Source organism: Niallia sp. FSL K6-0212, from assembly GCF_038007605.1.
GTDB lineage: Bacteria > Bacillota > Bacilli > Bacillales > Cytobacillaceae > Niallia > Niallia circulans.
In genome coordinates this window covers 145,877-165,511 of sequence record NZ_JBBOXL010000001.1, presented here as the reverse complement: position 1 = coordinate 165,511, position 19,635 = coordinate 145,877, and the positions used below count along the sequence as shown (strand labels likewise).

Below are 19,635 nucleotides of genomic sequence, written 5' to 3'. Positions count from 1 at the left end.
TGTGCTAATCCATTCCGAATTTGGCTTTTTTATTGGAATTTCAGGAAAATGTATCCGTTATCACTAGCATTTCACTATTTTTTACATATTTTTCATATAATTTTTTCCAATTTATGAAACTATTCTACAGTTTTATCGTCTTACTTAAGTGGGATAATTTAAAAGGGATATTTGGTTTGAGCAATAAACGGAAAGAAAAGAGGTAGTACAAATGCAAAAAACAATATTAACCATTGCAGTACCATGTTTCAATGAGGAAGAGGTATTTGAGCAGACAATGGGGAATTTACGTACTGTTTTGCGCGATTTAATGGAAGAAAATTTAATCAGTGAACAAAGCCAATTATTGTTTATTGATGATGGCAGTAAAGATGCGACATGGGAGAAAATAGAAAATGCTACTTTGTTTGACCCGTTAGTTAGTGGAATTAAGCTATCTAGAAATTTTGGTCATCAGCGGGCATTATTAGCTGGTTTAGAAGAGGCTGTGAAGTTTTCAGATTGTGTAATAAGCATCGATGCTGACCTTCAAGATGACACGAGTGTAATCAGAGATTTCATAATAGAGTATTTAAAAGGCAATGAGATAGTTTATGGGGTAAGAAGTAAGAGAGAAACAGATACTTTTTTCAAAAGAAATACTGCCCAGGGCTTTTATCGTTTAATGGAGAAAATGGGATTATCCCTTGTTTATAACCATGCTGACTACCGATTGTTAAGTAAAAGAGCGATTGAGGAAATGCTTCGCTTTAAAGAGTCTAACTTATTTTTAAGAGGGATTGTCCCTTTACTAGGCTTTAAATCAACAAAGGTTTATTATGAGCGAAAGGAACGAGCGGCAGGAGAATCCAAATATCCGTTCCGTAAGATGATTGCTTTTGCTTTAGATGGAATCACTTCTTTTAGTGTCAAGCCAATCCGTCTTATTACCATACTAGGTTTCTTATTTTCTGTTATTAGCGTATTTGCTGGTGTATATGCCATCGTCCAAAAATTTATGGGGCATACAGAATCGGGATGGACTTCTATAATGATTTCTGTTTGGCTGCTTGGTGGATTAATGCTTATGAGTATCGGTTTAATCGGTGAGTACATAGGAAAAATTTATGAAGAAGTGAAGCAGCGGCCCCGTTATATTATTGAAAGCAACCTATGCAAAAAAATAGAAAATAGATCAAAGGTACAATCTAGATGAAGGATAAATCATTTCTTATATTTTTAGTAGTTGGTCTTATGAATACTTTTATTGGTTTAACAATGATTTATTTATGCTTAAACGCCTTTCATTTCGACTATTGGGCCGCAACTTTTATCGGAAATGCTGTAGGAGCATGTGTGAGCTACTTTTTAAATAAGCGATTTACATTCAAAAGCAATGCCGCTCTAGGAAGCAGTGGACTTCGCTTTATTGCCGTAATTTTAGCCTCTTATCTGCTGGCATATAAAGCTGGGTTAGTGCTGGTTGAAATGCTGCTTGGTGATTGGAACATTTTCGCTTCCTATACAGATGAAATCGCCGTTCTGTTTGGAAGTGGCTTCTATACCTTGTTAAATTATGCTGGACAAAAATATTTTGTTTTTCCAAAAAGATATCAACAAAATGCTAGGAGCGTCAAATGAATTATCTAAAAAGAGAAAGAACGTTTTTTTATATAGCAATTGCCATTATTTTCGTATGGGTACTTCCTTATTTTGTGTTAAATGAAGATGCACATATGCGTGTGCATGATAACCTAGATTCTAATTTGGGCTGGTATGAGGTGATGAAAGATAACGGAATTGCCTTCTCGCCATTACATACACCAGTGGAACAAATTATGAATGGGGAATTTTCGAGAGACACCTATTATTCAGAGTATTATGCAATGGTGTTTCTATTTCAATTCTTGCCACCTGTTATTGCCTATGGCCTTTGCCAAGCAATAACACATTTTGTTGCTTTTATTGGCATGTATCTATTATTGAAAAAATATGTGATGAAAGAAGAGCATAATAAAGCTTATATCCTAACTATTGGGGTGGCGCTTGCCTTTAGCTTAACACCTTATTGGCCATCAGGAATGCTTAGTATTCTTGGAATGCCTCTTGCTTTATGGAGTATGCTGAATATTTATAAGGGGGAAAGAAGCTGGAAAGATCTAGCTGTTTTAACGCTGCTTCCTTTCTTTTCCACCTTTGTGATCGGCTTTTTCTATTTCCTAGCTGCTCTGGGGTTGTTCTGGCTATATGACTTCGTGCGGAATAAAAAAAGCAACTGGCCATTATTTTTCGCCATTTTGTATATGACAATGGTTTATTTGGCAATCGATTATCGTCTTGTTGTTTCGATGATTGCCCCGATATCCGATGAATTAACGAACAGAGATGTATTTTACCAGTCAAAGTTGAATTTTGTACAAACCTTAAAGCTTGTAGGTAAAAATTATGTATTCAGTCATAATCAAGATCGAACCATTCATCAATATATTATTTTACCATTGACTTTATTTGGATTACTCTTTGTTCTTTTGAAAAAACAGTGGCGTGAAAATAAACTATACATCGGTCTTCACCTATTGAATATTGTCTTATCCACATGGTATGCTTTTTGGTTTTTTGAAGGCTGGCAGCCATTAAAAGAGAAGTTTGGTATTTTAACAAGCTTCAACTTTGCGCGCTTCCATTATCTGCGCCCAATGATTATTTATGTTTTATTTGCTCTTACCTTAAAAATGTTATGGAAGTACCGTAACATGGGACGAAAGTTAGTCTATGTGCTGATTATTGGTCAATTACTTGTTTTAGTACCGACAAATGAACAAATCATGTACAAAAATCAACCAAGCTATAAAGCATACTTTGCTACAGAACAGTTTACTGACATAAAGAAATACATTGGAAAACCGCTCGACCAATATAGAGTAGTGAGTATCGGTATTCATCCGAATATAGCACAATACAATGGCTTGTATACCCTTGATTCCTACAGCAATATTTATCCACTAGATTACAAGCTTCAATTCAGGAAAATAATAGAGCCAGAGCTTAATAAAAATAAAGCATTGAGAACCTACTATGATGACTGGGGTGGAAGATGTTATATTTTCGTCGATGAATTGGGTAAGAATTATCAATACTCGAAGCGGTCCAATAAAGAAATCAATCATTTACAACTAAATGTTGAGGCGTTGAAAGAGATGGGTGGCCAATATATTCTCTCAGCCGTTCCGATTAATAATGCAGCAGAAACTAATCTCACTTTTATGAAGGACTTCGAATCCAAAAATAGCAATTGGCATATTTATTTATATAAAGTGATGTAAAAGAATGTCTGACTTCTCGTTATCAAGAAGAAGTCAGGCATTTTTTTATTTTTGATTCTAGATAGGAAGGTAAAAAAATATATTAAAATGGACAGGCGTTAATAAGCATTTTTACACATACCGTTCTTATAGGAGGAGCTTCATGGAGATTATGATTGCTATTATATTAGGAATAGTGGAAGGATTAACCGAGTTTGCACCTGTTTCATCAACGGGACATCTTATATTGGTAGCACATTTACTGGAATTCACAGGGGAAAAAGCAAAAACATTTGAGATTATTATTCAGCTAGGAAGCATTCTTGCTGTTGTATTTGTATTTTGGAGACGAATTTTAAGTATTCTTGGAATAAAAAAATGGCAGGCAGAAGAGGATGTTGGGACATTAAGTATTTTTCATATCGCAATTGGCATTATCCCGTTTGGGGTAGGTGGCATCCTGTTCTATGATTTTATTAAGGAAGTGCTTTTTCGGTCAGGAACGGTCGTGATCACCCTTATAATTGGCGGCTTACTGATGCTTGCAGCCGAGAAATGGAAGCCCCGTAGCCCTACAGCAGAAACACTCGATCAGGTTACGTATCAGCAAGCCTTTACAGTTGGAATGTTTCAGTGTTTTGCGTTAGTACCAGGATTTTCTCGTTCTGGAGCGACTTTATCTGGCGGAATTCTTGCTGGTATGAGCCATAAAGCAGCATCTGAATTTACATTTATTATGGCCATTCCTATTATGGCAGCAGCAACAGGAAAAGACTTATTCGAAAGCTGGAACTATTTATCCCCACAGGATCTTCCTCTTTTCTTGACTGGATTTATCACTGCTTTTGTTGTTGCATTATTAGCAATCAAATTCTTTTTGAAACTGATCAATAAAATTAAACTTGCACCCTTTGCCTATTATCGTTTTGTACTTGCCTTCCTCTTTTGGATTTTTATTTTATAAGCTTGGAAGAAAGGCCTCGCAGTACTTTTGTTGTGAGGTCCCATTTTTCTATCCAAACTGTCGTAAAGGTCTGTTTAGTTTCATGGATAAATACGGCAAATAACAAAACCCTTCTGAAGAAGATTTCCATTATTTCATCGCTTTACCACGCTAATTTGCCACCATTTACACTTCAAATAATAGATGATATACTCTCTGCTTGGAAGAATCATTTTGTTTTTTAGAAGCAGAAAACTGGGGAAATGCACATCGCTTCCTCTTTTTTATGTGGATTTTTTCTATAGAATAAGCTGAATAGTAAAACCATGTCATATTCTTGATTATACTTTTTAACATAAAAAAGATTGTCGAATACGAACACCAAGTAAATATGACATAAACTGACAAGAAAATAGAGGTGTAAAAAAATGAAATGGCGCGAATATATTTATGTGCTAATAGGGTCGGCTATTGTCGCTTTATCCTTTAATTTATTTTTATTACCTAATAATATTGCATCTGGCGGTGTAAGTGGAATAAGCACTATTACGAAGGCGGTATTCAAGTGGGAGCCAGCCTATGTACAGTGGGCCTTTAATATTCCATTATTTGTGTTAGGGGTTATATTATTAGGAAGAAACTTTGGAGTGAAAACATTAATAGGTACCGTATTTTTGCCATTTGTTGTGTATCTCTCTAGAGGATTGGAGCCATGGACCAATGAACCTTTATTAGCTGCGATATATGGCGGAATCGGTATTGGCCTGGGGATTGGTATTGTTTTTAGAGGCAAAGCATCTACTGGCGGCACAGATTTAGCCGCACAAATTATCAACAAATATACAGGCATTTCGTTAGGAAAATGTGTAGCTCTGATCGATGGCGTAATCGTCATCACCGCTTCTATCGTCTTCAGTATTGAACAAGGTTTATATGCTTTAATTGCCCTATTTGTAACGAGCAAAACCATTGATTTGGTTCAAGTGGGCTTTGGCAGTTCCAAAATGACTTTAATCATTACAGATAAGCAAGAAGAAGTAAGAGAAGGGATTTTAAATAAGATTGATCGTGGCGTAACAAGATTAACAGCGCATGGTGGTTATACAGATTCAGAAAGACCTGTTTTAATGTGTGTCGTAGACCAATCTCAATTTATCAAGCTCAAGCAATTAGTACAATCAATCGATGAAACAGCTTTTGTTGTTGTAACAGACGCTTCAGAGGTTCTCGGGAGAGGGTTTAAATAAATAGTAAATGAGAGTATCTTTTTTAGATTTGATTCGTGAAATAGGAATTGGACTAAAAAAGATATTTTTTTATGTTGATTTTAACAGAGAAAGGGAAAAAAGCTGACCTGTTTTTGTCGAATTTTTCTTTTTGCTCCTATAAAAGCAGACAAAATTAATTTTATGAACTTTTTTGCCGCCTAAAAGCATCCCTTCATTATGTAAATACTGGATATATTAATGTGTGTTTTTAGGTATATAATACTATTTATCAAGGAAAATTACAAAAATAAAGGGGAAATAGGTCGATTTGTAGTACTATATTAATAGGAAATGCTGGTATGTGCTGAAATCAATAGTACTTTATGTTATGTTTGAAAAGAAAATGTAATAATTTTTTACATTAATTTGTCGTATTATGATGATATAATAATTTAAGTAAGAAAAGGAACAACCTGCAGAGATTGCAGATTGTCACTTTTAGTCGGTTGAAACTTGTCGAATTTTGGTTTTTGAATCATATGGAAAAGTGGAAGGAATAAGTGAAAGAAATAAAACTTATTGCTAGGGGATAAATTCATAAACCAAATCACTTCTATCATAACTCTTCAGTGATTCGTTTATGTTTTCAAACTTATATGTACCTTCTTCGCTTTTCAATAATCCATACAAAAAATAATTCAGGTGTGATAATAGATGATAGAAATGAAAAATGTAATGAAGAAGTATGCGAACGGTGTAATAGCCGCTAATGGAATAAATGTTAGGATTAATCAAGGTGAATTTGTTTATGTAGTAGGACCAAGTGGTGCAGGGAAGTCTACGTTCATTAAAATGATGTATCGTGAGGAAAAGCCCACACAAGGAAGTATTCGAATAAATGGTATTAATTTAGAAAAATTAAAAGATAAGAAAGTTCCGTTATTAAGAAGAAACATGGGAGTTGTCTTTCAAGATTTTAAACTTCTTCCCACGTTAACTGTTTTTGAAAATGTGGCTTTTGCATTAGAAGTTATTGAAGAAAACCCAAAAAATATAAAGAAAAAAGTCATGGATACTTTAGAGCTAGTTGGATTAAAGCATAAGGCAAGAATGCTGCCAACAGAATTATCTGGAGGAGAGCAGCAGCGTGTTTCGCTTGCACGCTCGATCGTTAATTCTCCTAAACTGGTAATTGCAGATGAACCTACAGGTAACCTGGATCCCGAAACGTCATGGGATATTATGAATATTTTTGAAACGATAAATAATAGAGGAACAACCATTGTAATGGCAACACATAATCGTGAAATTGTTAACACGATTAAGCATCGTGTTATTGCTATTGAGGGCGGCAGAATTGTAAGGGACGAAACGAGAGGTGAATACGGCTATGAAGGCTAGAACAGTAGCGAGACATACAAGAGAAAGTTTTAAAAGCCTTCTTCGTAATGGTTGGATGACATTTGCCTCTGTCAGTGCGGTAACGATCACATTAATTCTTGTTGGTGTTTTTTTCGTTATTATGATGAATTTAAATCATGTAGCGACTTCCATTGAAGAAAATGTAGAGATCAGAGTGCATATTGATGTGGCAGCAACGAAAGAAGAGAAAAGCGCTCTAGAAGAAGAAATTAAGGGGATTCCTGAAGTTGGTAGTGTTATCTTCTCACCTAAAGGAGAAGAACTGGACAACTTAATCACTAGTCTAGGAGAAGATGGGGATGCCTTTAAACTTTTTGAACAGGATAACCCGTTGAATGACGTATTTGTGGTGAAAACAAAAGATCCGGAGGATACATTAGCTGTAGTAAAGAAGATTGAGAAATTTGAACATGTTGCAAAAGTAAGGTATGGACAAGGCACGGTTGAAAAGTTGTTTAGCGCAATTAATTTGAGTAGAAACGTAGGAATTGTCCTGATTATTGGATTGCTATTTACAGCGATGTTCCTAATCTCTAATACAATTAAGATTACAATTGTAGCAAGAAGAAAAGAAATTGAAATTATGCGTTTAGTAGGAGCGACTAACTGGTTCATCCGCTGGCCATTTTTCTTAGAAGGTATGTGGCTGGGCCTATTAGGGTCGATTATCCCGATAGCTGCAGTTAGCGCAATATATTACTATGCATATCAGTTCTTAATTGCAAAATTAGCAGGAAGCTATATTAAAATTCTGGATTATACTCCATTTGTATTCCAAGTATCCGGATTACTTCTAGTAATGGGAGCGGTGATTGGAATATGGGGTTCCGTAATGAGTATCCGCAAGTTTTTAAGAGTGTAAAGTAGTTGTCGTTAAATAAATTAGTCTTATGGTCAATAGCTTGAAGAGCGAGAACTACAGTGCTTCAAGCTATTATATTGGAAAAAATGCTGTTTTCTAAAGATTTGTTGGCTATTGTTTAGACTTGGGGATTAAGTAATAAAAAAGAGAGAAAGCATCAGGTTTACCAACTTTACGATTGGTATACGGGGGAGGAGCTTGTACTAAATGAAAAAGAAACTAGCAAAATTAACACTTGTATCTACACTAAGTGTAAGTAGTATGATCGCTTATACATCTATTACGGCATCACCAGTATCTGCCCAAGGTTCACTCAGTGAATTGAATAAGGAAAAAAGTAATATTGAAAATAAGCATAGTAACGTAAAGAAAAAACTAGATGATTCATCCAATAAATTAGATGATATCCATTCTAAACAAGATTCAGTAGAAACAGAGATTAAAAGAATAAATACTTCTATCTCTAGTACACAAGTCAAAATTACAGAGAAAAAAGAACAAATTTCCACTACGAAAGAAGAAGTAAAAAAATTAGAGAAGCAAATTGAAGAAGTAACAGCAAGAATTGAAAAAAGAAATGAATTATTGAAGGAACGTGCAAGATCTTATCAACAAACAGGTGGTATGGTTAATTACCTAGATGTGTTAATGGGTTCACAAAGCATCAGTGATTTTATTGATAGAGTTGGTGCAGTAGCAACAATCGTAGAAGCTGATCAAACAATCATTAAAGAACAAGAAGCAGATAAAAAGTTATTGGAACAATCCAAAGCTGAGCTAAAGTCAAAATTAAATGCACTTGAAACCATGCTTGCTGATCTTGAATCACTGAGTTCTCAATTGAACGCAGAGAAAAAAGAAAAAGATAAATTAATGGCTCAATTGGAAAAAGAAGAAAATCATGTTCATGCAGAAATGCTCTCTTTAGAAGAGGAAGAACAGCTATTGAAGGATCAACAAGTGGCGATGGAAAAAGCAATCAAGTTAGAGAAGGAAAGACAAGCTGAATTAGCAAGACAAGCAGCAGAAGCAGAAAAACAACGAAAAGCAGCAGAAGCAAAGGCAGCGGCTGAAAGAGCTGCAGCACAAAAGCAAGCGGCTAATAATACAAAAGCTACTTCTCAAGCAGCTTCAAAAACAACTGCTTCATCTAATAGCGGAAGCAATTCTCCTGCATCCAAGCCAAAAACTTCTGTATCATCTGGTAGCTTTACCCGTCCAGCAGGTGGAGGATATTTATCTTCAGGGCTAGGTCATCGCTGGGGGACTTTCCATGCAGGTGTTGATATTGCAGCGACTGGAACAGTTCCAATATACGCAGCTGCTGATGGAGTAGTTATTAGATCATATCCTTCAAGCAGTTATGGACAAGTTATTTTTATTAGTCATTATATTAATGGTCAACAATACACAACAGTGTATGCACATATGAGAGAAGGCAGCCGTTTAGTAAATGCAGGTGATGTCGTTTCTAAAGGACAACAAATCGGTACAATGGGTAATACAGGTGATTCTACTGGTCAGCATTTACATTTCGAATTGCATAAAGGGCCTTGGAATCAAGCGAAATCCAATGCTATTAACCCAGTTGGAATTGTTCCATTGTAATAGAATAGTATAGTATTAGTTTATCCGAAATAAGGAGAGTTAAACCTAATCTCTTTGTTCTCCGAAACCTGACTTTATGGCGTTCATTTTAAATGAACGCCATTGTTTTTTGTTGTTAGAACCGATTTTAGCAAGAATCATGTTACTACAGAAAGCAATCATTTCTATGCTATAATAGATGGAAAGGTTTGTAATAATAAAGGGGTAAGAATAGAGATGAGCGAATTTAATGAGAAAAAGGAATCAATGAGTTCCATAAATAAGTTTGAATTGGATGAAGAAACATTATTTATTGTTTCTCAAACATTTAAAGCATTATCAGACCCTACCAGAATAAAAATTCTCCATCTATTATCAAAAAAACAACATTCAGTTAATGAAATAGCAGAAAGCCTAAGTATGCTTCAATCCACGGTTTCTCATCAGCTTCGCTTTCTAAAGAATTTGCGTTTAGTTAAATATAAACGCGAAGGAACTACTATGATTTATTCATGTGATGATGAGCATGTAATGGGCGTGTTAAAACAAATGATTGATCACGCAAGACATCATTAAAAAAATACCAATTAGATGGACTGTAGAGGACTGTAGAAGCTTCTATAATAGATAGATGAATTCTACAGTTTTTTTATAGCCATTTCTGATTAAAGTGTTTTTACTCTAAATTTTAATGGTATTTTTTATACAAAAAATCTGAAAATGGATTGACACTTTTATTAGACTATTCATATAATATAAATATGAGTATATGAATATTTGTGCATATATTAAAAGTAGAAGTAATTGTATATAATAGATCAAAATTAAAGGAAAGAAGGGAAAGGAATGGAGGAAGAGAAGCAGCTGCGGAAAAAAGAATTTATATTAGAAGGCTTGGACTGTGCAAATTGTGCAATGAAAATAGAAAATGGAATAGCATCCATTAATGGAGTCAGAGAATGCACGGTTAACTTTGCTACACAAACATTACATTTACAGGTCGATGAAATAGAAGAAAAGAGTATTTTAGCAAAAGCAGAAAAAACAATCACAAGACTAGAGCCACATGTAAAGATGGTAGAAAAGAGGAAAAAAGCTACTTCTCCATCTCCTGATCATCCGCTTCACCACGATCACGATCACGCTCATGGTCATGAGCATGACCATGACCATGGTACAGAGAATACAAAGAGATTAATTGGAAGATTAGCAGCTGGAACGATTGTTGCAGCAATTGGATTTTTTGCTCCTTTAAACGGAATATCGGAATTTGCTCTTTTCTTTTTGGCCTATTTAATTGTTGGAGGAGACATTTTATTTAGAGCGATAAAAAATATTTTACGTGGGCAAGTATTTGATGAGCATTTTCTTATGTCTATCGCTACATTAGGAGCTTTTGCTATTCAGGAATATCCTGAAGGAGTAGCTGTTATGCTTTTTTATCAAATAGGCGAGTTATTTCAGGGGATAGCTGTCAATCGTTCTAGAAAATCGATTACTAGCTTAATGGATATACGACCAGACTATGCCAATGTAAAAGTTGGCTCTGAACTGAAGAAGCTATCTCCAGAGCAAGTGAACATCGGAGATATTATTATCGTAAAGCCTGGAGAGAAAATTCCGCTTGATGGGCGAGTGATAGAAGGAAGCTCTTCTGTCGATACATCCGCTTTAACAGGAGAGTCCATTCCGCGAGATATAGAAATCGGCAATGAGGTGCTTAGTGGTTATATTAATAATCAGGGTGTATTAACAATCGAAGTAACAAAGGACTTTGGAGAATCAACTGTTACGAAAATACTGGAGCTTGTTCAAAATGCCAGTAACCGCAAAGCTCCTACTGAAAATTTTATTACTAAATTTGCAAGATATTATACACCAGTAGTAGTAATAACAGCTGCATTATTAGCTATCGTACCACCACTCTTAATAAGTGGTGCTACTTTCTCAGACTGGCTGTATCGGGCCCTTGTCTTTCTTGTTATCTCTTGTCCTTGTGCGCTTGTTGTTTCTATTCCATTAGGATTCTTTGGTGGAATTGGCGCAGCATCTAAAAAAGGAATTTTAGTAAAAGGAAGCAATTATTTAGAAGCTTTAAATGATGTGAAGTATGTTGTTTTTGATAAAACTGGTACTTTAACAAAAGGAGTATTTGAAGTAGATTCCATTCACCCAGCACCTAGATTTGCAGAAAAAGAAGTGCTGGAATATGCAGCATATGCAGAAGTGCATTCTAATCATCCAATTGCTGAATCCATTCGCAAAGCATATCAGGGACAGATCATGGAGGAACGCATAGGAGAATATCAAGAATTATCGGGTCATGGAATTATGGTAGAGCTAGATGGAAAAAAAGTGTTAGCAGGTAATCAAAAACTGATGATAAAAGAAAATATCAGCTATTTACCAAACGAAGAAGTCGGAACAGTTATTTATGTGGCAGCAAATCAAGAATTCATCGGTTCTATTGTTATTTCTGATCAGATAAAAGAGGATGCAGAGAAAGCCATCCAACTACTAAAAGAACAAGGAATTAAGAAAACGGTGATGTTAACTGGTGATGCTCAAAAGGTTGGCTCTAAGATTGGGGCTCTTTTAAAAATAGATGAAGTTCATGCAGAATTATTGCCACAGCACAAAGTAGAAGAAATCGAAAAGCTTGATCAACATAAGCAAGCAAAGGAAAAAATTCTCTTTATTGGAGACGGCATAAATGATACACCTGTTCTGGCAAGAGCAGATGTGGGAATGGCAATGGGAGGTTTAGGTGCTGATGCAGCAATAGAGGCAGCAGATATCGTCCTTATGACAGATGAGCCTTCTAAAATAGCAACAGCACTGTCTGTTGCAAAACGGACCCGCCGAATCGTGTGGCAGAACATAATATTTGCTTTAGGAGTTAAAGCAATCTTTTTACTACTAGGCGCATTTGGGATTGCAACGATGTGGGAAGCAGTTTTCTCTGATGTAGGTGTTACTGTTCTTGCCGTTATTAATGCAATGAGAGTATTGCATGTGAAAGGGTTATAAAGAGAGAATTTCCGAGAGGGGACTCATTTCCAAAGAAAAAACGGAGCTAGTATACTGACCACTCGCTCCGTTTTTATTTGAATGAAATTGACCCCTATTTAACATTAGGAGGAGTATTATGTTCAGCTGGAGGAGCAGGCTTTAATTTAGGTGCAGAGCCAAATGGTGGTACATCTCGGACATATTGGAATGTTCCCATACCATCCATGCTTGGTCCCGATGCCCATCTCCCCTTACTGCTTTCATCTCCCATTGAATGATTAAGAAAGAGATAAGATACTTCTGTCTTTTCTAATTTTCTAGGGAAAGTGTTTGGTACAACTACGCCTTCTTGTTGCTCTAATTCGTAAATAGCGGCAAGCCATTGGTTTTGATGCATCGTGTCCCGTGCAATTAAATACGATAACATATCTTTAATGCCTCGATCATCGGTCTGCTCAAACAACCGGACTGCTTGGAGCCTGCCTTGCGATTCTGCATTTAAATTTGCGCGCATATCAGCGAGTAGATTTCCGCTTGCAGCCACATATCCTCCATTCCAAGGTACACCTACGCTATCCTTTGGCATTGCGGCAAGTCCTGAAACGATCGCATGCTGTGGATTAGTTCCACCAATAATAGCCGCCATTGCGGGATTACTTGCAGCTGCTGTTTCAAGCTCGGTAACGGGGGCATCATCTAATAACCTTGCTACCATGGTTGATAGTAATTCAATATGGCCAATTTCTTCTGTTCCAGTATCTAATAATAAATCACGATATTTATCATTTTTTCTTGTTCCCCAAGCTTGGAATAAATATTGATTCATGACCGACATTTCTCCAAATTGTCCACCGATTAGTTCCTGTAAATTTTTAGCGAAAACGGGATCCGGCCTCTCAGGTTTTGCTTCATAGGCCAGCTCTTTGATGTGAAAAAACATTGGTTCCCCTCCTCATAATTCTTTATATACTATGCATGCTTTCTTTATAGGTACGTGTCCAGTTTGAAAAATAGTTTCAATCATAAGTTGTCCGAGCCCTTCATATACATAAAAAAAGGATAAATACATCGTGGCAGAAGAAGGGACGATTGCAATGAATCGGAAGTGGTTGGCTATTTATATGGCAGGCTCCTTATTAGCAGGATCAGGAATGACATATATAGGAATAAACGTGTTGGAAAAAAGACAGGAGGAACAATTAAATAATCAATCAATGGAGGCTGGTTCGCTTGATAAATTGGATAAAGCCTATCAAATAATCTTGCAAAACTATGTGGAAAATGTAGACAAGCAAAAGTTAGAAGATGGTGCAATAAGAGGGATGCTGGCTACATTGGAGGATCCATACTCTGTTTACATGGATCAAGAAGCCGCAAAGCAATTTGAACAAGCTCTTGATTCTTCTTTTGAAGGAATTGGTGCAGAAATTAGTATAGAAGAAGATAAAATGATCATTGTGTCACCAATAAAAGGGTCTCCAGCAGAAAAAGCAGGTATTAAACCTCAAGATCAAATAATTTCAGTAAATGGAGAAAACGTAGAAGGAAAAGATCTTAATGACGTTATCAGCCAAATCAGAGGGGAAAAAGGATCAAAGGTAGAATTAGAAATAAAGCGAGCAACAGTCGATAAACCATTAAAATTGGAAATTGTCCGCGATGAAGTGCCTCAAATCACGGTTTATTCTAATATCATAAAAGACGGTGGAGAAAAGATTGGTTATATAGAAATTACATCATTTTCTAAAGATACAGCAAGTGAGTTTGAAAAGGAATTAAGCAAATTAGAGAAAAATGGTATTTCAAGTCTAATTTTAGATGTACGTGGTAATCCTGGTGGCTTGCTAACAAGTGTAAATGCGATCGTAGAACAATTTTTAACAAATAAAAAACCTTATGTGCAAGTAGAGAATCGAAATGGAGATCGTGAACAGTTTTATTCTGATTTGAAGAAACAAAAGGAATATCCAGTTGTAGTATTGATTGATAATGGAAGTGCATCGGCGTCCGAAATTTTAGCTGCTGCCTTAAAAGAGGGAGCTGGATATCCGCTAATTGGCGAAAATTCATTTGGAAAAGGAACCGTCCAACAGCCTATATTAATGGATGATGGCAGTGAAATCAAACTAACGGTTTCTAAATGGCTTACTCCTGATGGAAATTGGATTCATAGACAAGGAATAAAGCCCACTATCGAAGTCGAGCAAACGGACTTATATCATACCCACCCATTGCAGATTGTAGATTCACTTAAGCCTGAGGATAATGATGAACAGGTCCAATATGCACAAGAAATTTTAACAAGCTTAGGATTCACAACAGATAGGCAAGATGGCTATTATAGTCCGCAAACAGAAGTAGCTGTAAGAGCATTTCAAAGCAAAAATGCACTGGAGGTTACTGGTGTGATAGATGGAAAAACAGCTGCAAAGATGGAGGAAGCAGTTAGGATAGAAAAACAAAAGGACGAAAACGATATTCAATTACAAACAGCTATCCGCTATTTAGTTCATTAATAAAACGTAGGGCACAAAGAATTCAACCAGATAAACCCGAGCAATTATCCTTAAGATACTATTAGGTTTTTCGGATAATTGTTCGGGTTATTTAATTTAAAGAAAGAAGAGTTGTGGAAATCACCCGCAGGCTGAATATGCTTCGCTTTCCATGGGGCTGCGCTTGAACTTCTTTATCACTGCATTGTGCATGATGAAAAAGTAGGTTCATAATAAAGAGGAAAGAAGAAAATTTGAAAGAAGTAAGTATTTTACATAGATAAATGGAAGAAGTAACAGAGGAACGTGCTCTGTGCCAAAAAGGAAGAGGAGCAGAGCAAAAAAGTAACAGAGGAACATTAGCTGTGCCCGCTCCCAGAAGAAAAAGTGCAAAACCCCCTCATGCTGACCAAAATAATAAAGAAATAGCCTGTCTTCTTCACCTAAAGAATACAGCGTTCTAAAACTTGCTCTCCGGCGCATAGAGTGGTTGCAGCGCAATGGAAAAAATGGTTTTCCTACTAAGTTAGAGGATGTTCATTTTTACTCATTTTATATTTTGTTTTGTCCCCAGTCTCAATAATGTTTTATTTATTTAACACACTATCTTCCAGCATTAAGTTCTTATCTCCGTATATTTTTGTGATATGAGTATCTCCCCATTCACAAAGAGCATTTAAAATGGGCTCTAAACTTTTTCCATAGTCACTTAATTCATATTCTACTTTTGGTGGTATTTGTTGATAGATTATACGATTGATAACACCGTCTTCTTCCAATTCCCTTAATTGCTGTGTAAGCATTTTTTGCGTAATATTTGGCATTAAGCGTTTTAATTCACTTGTTCTTTTTTTGCCATGTGTTAAGTGGCACAAAATTACACACTTCCATTTACCGCCGATTACTTCCAAAGTGGCTTCAACTGATATATTGTATTTTTTATTTTCCATAATATCCTCCATTTTTTATAGGAACTTTTTTGTACCTATATTACCTTTAGGTTCCTACATTACAAAAAAGTACGTACTTTTCTATTTATCTTATATGATTCATAATAACACTAGCCGGTTAAAATGCAAAACTACAAAAAATACCACTAGTGGTTAGCGATATATGTAAGAGGAGGAAAAGGAAGTTGAAGCAAAATATGAATACATTTGCGTTAATAGCCTTGGCTGTTAGTGCTTTTGCTATTGGTACTACTGAATTCATAAGCGTTGGATTATTACCTTTGATTGCCGATGACTTTCGGGTAGGGATTACAACAGCAGGATTAACTGTTTCTATTTATGCACTAGGCGTTACATTTGGAGCACCTGTTTTGACAGCTATTACCTCTAATATTTCACGAAAATCTTTATTATTGGGGATCATGATTGTTTTTATTATTGGTAATAGTATGGCTGCATTTGCTCCCAATATCACTATTTTACTGATTGCACGTATTGTATCAGCTTTTGCTCACGGTATATTTATGTCGATTGGTTCCACGATTGCAGCAGATCTAGTAGCGAAAGAAAAAAGAGCAAGTGCTATCTCTATCATGTTCTCCGGATTAACGGTTGCCACTGTAACAGGTGTTCCCTTTGGGACATTTATCGGTCAGCACTTTGGCTGGAGATTAGCATTTATCACCATTGTTATTATTGGAATCATTGCGTTTATCGCCAATAGTTTGCTTGTGCCAAATAACTTATCGAAAGGTGGCCGTGCAACCTTTAAAGATCAGTTGCAGTTAGTTACAAACCTACGACTACTAATGCTTTTTTTTATTACAGCATTAGGCTATGGAGGAACATTTGTGGTTTTCACGTATCTTTCTCCATTACTGCATGAAGTAACAGGCTTTCAGCAAAATACAGTAGCAGGAATTTTACTATTGTATGGTGTAGCAATTGCCATTGGTAATATGATTGGCGGCAAGTTATCAAACAAAAACCCGCTTCGGGCATTATTTTTTATGTTTATTATCCAAGCTATTATCCTATTTGTTTTGTCCTTTACCCTTCCATTTAAGGTAATTGGCTTAATAAGTATTCTTTTTATGGGCTTATTAGCATTTATGAATGTTCCGGGGCTGCAAGTTTATGTAGTAATGCTCGCAGAACGTTATGTACCAAGTGCAGTAGATGTAGCCTCTGCTGTAAATATTGCAGCTTTTAACGCAGGAATAGCAATCGGTTCTTACTTGGGAGGGATAGTGACCAATTCACTAGGGCTTATCCATACTTCGTGGGTAGGCGGAATCATGGTTATTGCCGCTATTCTCCTAACTGGTTTCAGCTTAATTTTAGAAAAAAATTCATTGAAAAAAGGAGTTATTTCACGATGAAAAACTTACAAGATACAGTTCAACTAACAAACGGAATCAAAATGCCTTGGCTAGGATTAGGTGTATTTAAAGTGGAGGAAGGGCAAGTGCTTGTGGATGCTGTAAGCTCTGCAATTAAGAATGGCTACCGTAGTATTGATACAGCGGCTATTTATGCTAATGAAGCAGGGGTTGGCGAAGGAATAAAGAAAGGCATGAAAGAAGCAGGCATTACAAGAGATGATTTATTTATTACTTCAAAAGTATGGACAGACGATTTAGGATATGAAGAAACAATAAAGGCATATGAAGTAAGTTTAGAAAAGCTCGGACTCGATTATTTAGATTTATATCTTATTCACTGGCCAAAAGAAGGAAAATATAAAGACGCATGGAGAGCTTTAGAAACACTATATAAACAAGGCAGGGTTAAAGCAATTGGAGTAAGTAATTTTCAAATCCATCATTTAGAAGACTTGATGAAAGATGCGGAAGTGAAACCAATGATTAATCAAATCGAATTGCATCCAAGGCTTACACAAAAAGAGTTAATAGCATATTGCCAAGAGAAAGGAATACAAGTGGAAGCATGGTCTCCGTTAATGCAAGGACAATTATTCGATCAGCCGGAATTAGTGGAAATAGCTGCAAGACATCAGAAATCTGTTGCACAAGTAATTATTCGTTGGGACTTGCAAAATGGTATTATTACGATTCCTAAATCCGTTAAAGAGCACCGTATTATCGAAAATGGAAATGTTTTTGATTTCACATTATCAAAAGACGAAATGGAACAAATTGATGCCTTAAATCTGGATCAACGAGTTGGTCCTGATCCAGATAATTTCGATTTTTAATGGAGCGTTAATCCCATTTCTGAAAAGAAACAAATAGAAGTAGTACAAAAGGGTGGGTCATAAGTATTTCAATCAAATATAGCCCCGAACAATTATACGTACACACTAAAAAATATTCGTATAATTGTTCGGGGGTTAATTAAATTTAGGAAAGAAGGTTTGAGGTAATCACCCGCAGCCTGAATACACTTCGCTTTCCATGGGGCGAGCGCCAAGCCTCCTCGTCGTCACTACGTTCCTGCGGGGTCATGGACTTTCTCGCAGCTCCCATAGGAGTCTACGTGTATTCAGGCTGCTCTGTTTTTTCCTAGTAATTTTAGTTTGCTGAAAAACAAATAATCTTTAAAAACGGAGTGTCTGTAGTGTAATGGAATGAATTGGTTTCACCACTAAATTAGAGATTGTTCGTCTTATTCATACAAATAAATTCGCAACCAAATTAGTATAATAACAGCTAATAAGTCATTATATCAATTACTTATATTTTAAAATCATGGTGGGAATCTAAAAAAAATGTAACCTTTCTCTCGAATTACCGTAATACAATTTGTGCAGAAAATAGTAATGGAGGAAGGAGAAAAAAGGTGAAACTCTGGTGGATTGCAAATGTTTTTTGGGTAGTCGTTTTTTCAATACTATCGATTATCATCGCAACAAGGCAAATAGATGGATCGGGGGCTGTGCAAACTCCTGAAATCAGAATTATTACATTTATAATTTTGGCTGTTCCATTTGTATTTATCCTTATAGTCCAATTAATCTGGTTTTATTTTATTCGTAAAAGAACAAGACATTCCTAGTTCAGCTATCCTATGAATAAATAACTGTAATGCTTTCTTGTAAACTAATATATTTAGTTCACAAGAAAACATCCAAACAAAGAACGAGAGAATTTTAAAATTCATCGTTCTTTGTTTGTTTTTAAATATTACTAAATACATTGGGTTGACTAAAGTATGTTATCACACAAATTTCTATATGATCTGGGAATTGTTTAGGTATAGATCTTATTCCCATTAGTTTGTGGCTGAAAATTAATAAAGTTTTCACATGCAACCGAATACAAATAGTAGTTTTTATGTTAGAATACATCTGAAATAGAACCATCTTATCTAGAAAGGATGAGTTTATGAAAATTGCAATAGCCAGTGATCATGGTGGATATCAGTTAAAGGAAGCAGTAAAAGCCCATCTTCATAATGCGGGGATGGAAGTAGAAGATTTTGGTTGCTATAGTAGAGAAAGTGTGGATTTTCCGGATTATGCAAAAAGTGTTGGTGAATCAATTGTGAATGGTGAAAACCAACTAGGTATTTTATGCTGTGGAACAGGAATAGGCATGAGTATTGCTGCCAATAAAATCACTGGAATTCGTGCAGCGGTTGTTGGTGATGTCTTCTCAGCAAAGGCAACAAGAGAGCATAATGATAGTAATATCCTTTGTTTAGGAGAAAGAGTGACTGGGGAAGGATTAGCGTGTCTAATAGTAGATACCTGGTTAAATGCAGAATTTCTAGGCGGCAGACATGAAAAGCGTATCAGTGGAATTAAAGAATTAGAATCATATTATTGTTAATAGTAGGACAAATTAACCTCGAATTTGTTAAATGAAACATATTATAACTTGTACGTACTATTAATAGGTTATACTAAATAT

17 protein-coding genes are annotated in these 19,635 nt (G+C 35.8%); 15 read left to right on the top strand and 2 right to left on the bottom strand.

What is annotated here, in order from left to right; all coding sequences use genetic code 11:
* Positions 1-211 precede the first annotated feature (211 nt).
* The 10 genes from MHH96_RS00745 to MHH96_RS00700 all read left to right on the top strand — a co-directional run bounded on the left by MHH96_RS00745 (position 212) and on the right by MHH96_RS00700 (position 12,333).
* Positions 212-1,195, top strand: a complete 984-nt coding sequence (locus MHH96_RS00745; RefSeq protein ID WP_047943905.1) for a glycosyltransferase family 2 protein — start codon at positions 212-214, stop codon at positions 1,193-1,195.
* Positions 1,192-1,620 carry a GtrA family protein gene (locus MHH96_RS00740; RefSeq protein WP_144546095.1) on the top strand — a complete coding sequence of 143 codons (429 nt, stop codon included), beginning with the start codon at positions 1,192-1,194 and terminating at the stop codon, positions 1,618-1,620. The genes MHH96_RS00745 and MHH96_RS00740 overlap by 4 nt, the downstream gene beginning before the upstream one ends.
* A complete protein-coding gene (locus tag MHH96_RS00735) occupies positions 1,617-3,302 on the top strand; it encodes a DUF6044 family protein (protein WP_144546097.1) in 1,686 nt (561 codons plus the stop codon). The genes MHH96_RS00740 and MHH96_RS00735 overlap by 4 nt, the downstream gene beginning before the upstream one ends.
* A 142-nt stretch (positions 3,303-3,444) precedes the next feature.
* A complete protein-coding gene (bacA, locus tag MHH96_RS00730; RefSeq protein ID WP_047943908.1) occupies positions 3,445-4,245 on the top strand; it encodes an undecaprenyl-diphosphate phosphatase in 801 nt (266 codons plus the stop codon).
* A gap of 407 nt (positions 4,246-4,652) precedes the next feature.
* A complete protein-coding gene (locus MHH96_RS00725) occupies positions 4,653-5,471 on the top strand; it encodes a YitT family protein (protein WP_047943909.1) in 819 nt (272 codons plus the stop codon).
* Between the two features lie 675 nt (positions 5,472-6,146).
* Positions 6,147-6,833 (top strand): cell division ATP-binding protein FtsE, encoded by a 687-nt coding sequence (gene ftsE, locus MHH96_RS00720; RefSeq protein WP_047943910.1) that lies wholly within the window; start codon positions 6,147-6,149, stop codon positions 6,831-6,833.
* The gene (gene ftsX, locus MHH96_RS00715; protein WP_047943911.1) at positions 6,823-7,716 is read left to right on the top strand and encodes a permease-like cell division protein FtsX; all 894 of its coding nucleotides are present in this window, start codon (positions 6,823-6,825) and stop codon (positions 7,714-7,716) included. The genes ftsE and ftsX overlap by 11 nt, the downstream gene beginning before the upstream one ends.
* 207 nt (positions 7,717-7,923) lie before the next feature.
* Entirely contained in the window at positions 7,924-9,324 is a 1,401-nt protein-coding gene (locus tag MHH96_RS00710) for a murein hydrolase activator EnvC family protein (protein WP_047943912.1), read from the top strand.
* A 216-nt stretch (positions 9,325-9,540) separates the two neighbouring features.
* The gene (locus tag MHH96_RS00705) at positions 9,541-9,879 is read left to right on the top strand and encodes an ArsR/SmtB family transcription factor (RefSeq protein WP_047943913.1); all 339 of its coding nucleotides are present in this window, start codon (positions 9,541-9,543) and stop codon (positions 9,877-9,879) included.
* 270 nt (positions 9,880-10,149) lie between these two features.
* A complete protein-coding gene (locus MHH96_RS00700; RefSeq protein WP_047943914.1) occupies positions 10,150-12,333 on the top strand; it encodes a heavy metal translocating P-type ATPase in 2,184 nt (727 codons plus the stop codon).
* A 94-nt stretch (positions 12,334-12,427) separates the two neighbouring features.
* On the opposite strand, the gene MHH96_RS00695 is transcribed toward MHH96_RS00700, so the two are convergent.
* Positions 12,428-13,255, bottom strand: a complete 828-nt coding sequence (locus tag MHH96_RS00695; RefSeq protein WP_061801328.1) for a manganese catalase family protein — start codon at positions 13,253-13,255, stop codon at positions 12,428-12,430.
* A gap of 154 nt (positions 13,256-13,409) precedes the next feature.
* On the opposite strand from MHH96_RS00695, the gene MHH96_RS00690 reads away from it, so the two are divergent.
* Positions 13,410-14,831 carry a S41 family peptidase gene (locus tag MHH96_RS00690; RefSeq protein ID WP_047943941.1) on the top strand — a complete coding sequence of 474 codons (1,422 nt, stop codon included), beginning with the start codon at positions 13,410-13,412 and terminating at the stop codon, positions 14,829-14,831.
* Positions 14,832-15,397: 566 nt separating this feature from the next.
* On the opposite strand, the gene MHH96_RS00685 is transcribed toward MHH96_RS00690, so the two are convergent.
* Entirely contained in the window at positions 15,398-15,760 is a 363-nt protein-coding gene (locus tag MHH96_RS00685) for a winged helix-turn-helix transcriptional regulator (protein WP_047943915.1), read from the bottom strand.
* 197 nt (positions 15,761-15,957) lie between these two features.
* Here MHH96_RS00685 and MHH96_RS00680 point away from each other — a divergent pair, with 197 nt between their 5' ends.
* From MHH96_RS00680 to rpiB, 4 genes are all read left to right on the top strand, one after another.
* Positions 15,958-17,142, top strand: coding sequence for an MFS transporter (locus MHH96_RS00680; protein ID WP_047943942.1), 1,185 nt, complete (start codon positions 15,958-15,960; stop codon positions 17,140-17,142).
* A complete protein-coding gene (locus tag MHH96_RS00675) occupies positions 17,139-17,978 on the top strand; it encodes an aldo/keto reductase (protein ID WP_047943916.1) in 840 nt (279 codons plus the stop codon). Before MHH96_RS00680 ends, MHH96_RS00675 begins: the two co-directional genes overlap by 4 nt.
* Positions 17,979-18,562: 584 nt before the next feature.
* Complete coding sequence (locus MHH96_RS00670) at positions 18,563-18,778, top strand: DUF3923 family protein (protein WP_053215769.1); 216 nt, start codon at positions 18,563-18,565, stop codon at positions 18,776-18,778.
* 329 nt (positions 18,779-19,107) lie between these two features.
* Complete coding sequence (gene rpiB, locus MHH96_RS00665) at positions 19,108-19,554, top strand: ribose 5-phosphate isomerase B (RefSeq protein WP_047943918.1); 447 nt, start codon at positions 19,108-19,110, stop codon at positions 19,552-19,554.
* The last annotated feature ends 81 nt before the right edge of the window (positions 19,555-19,635 follow it).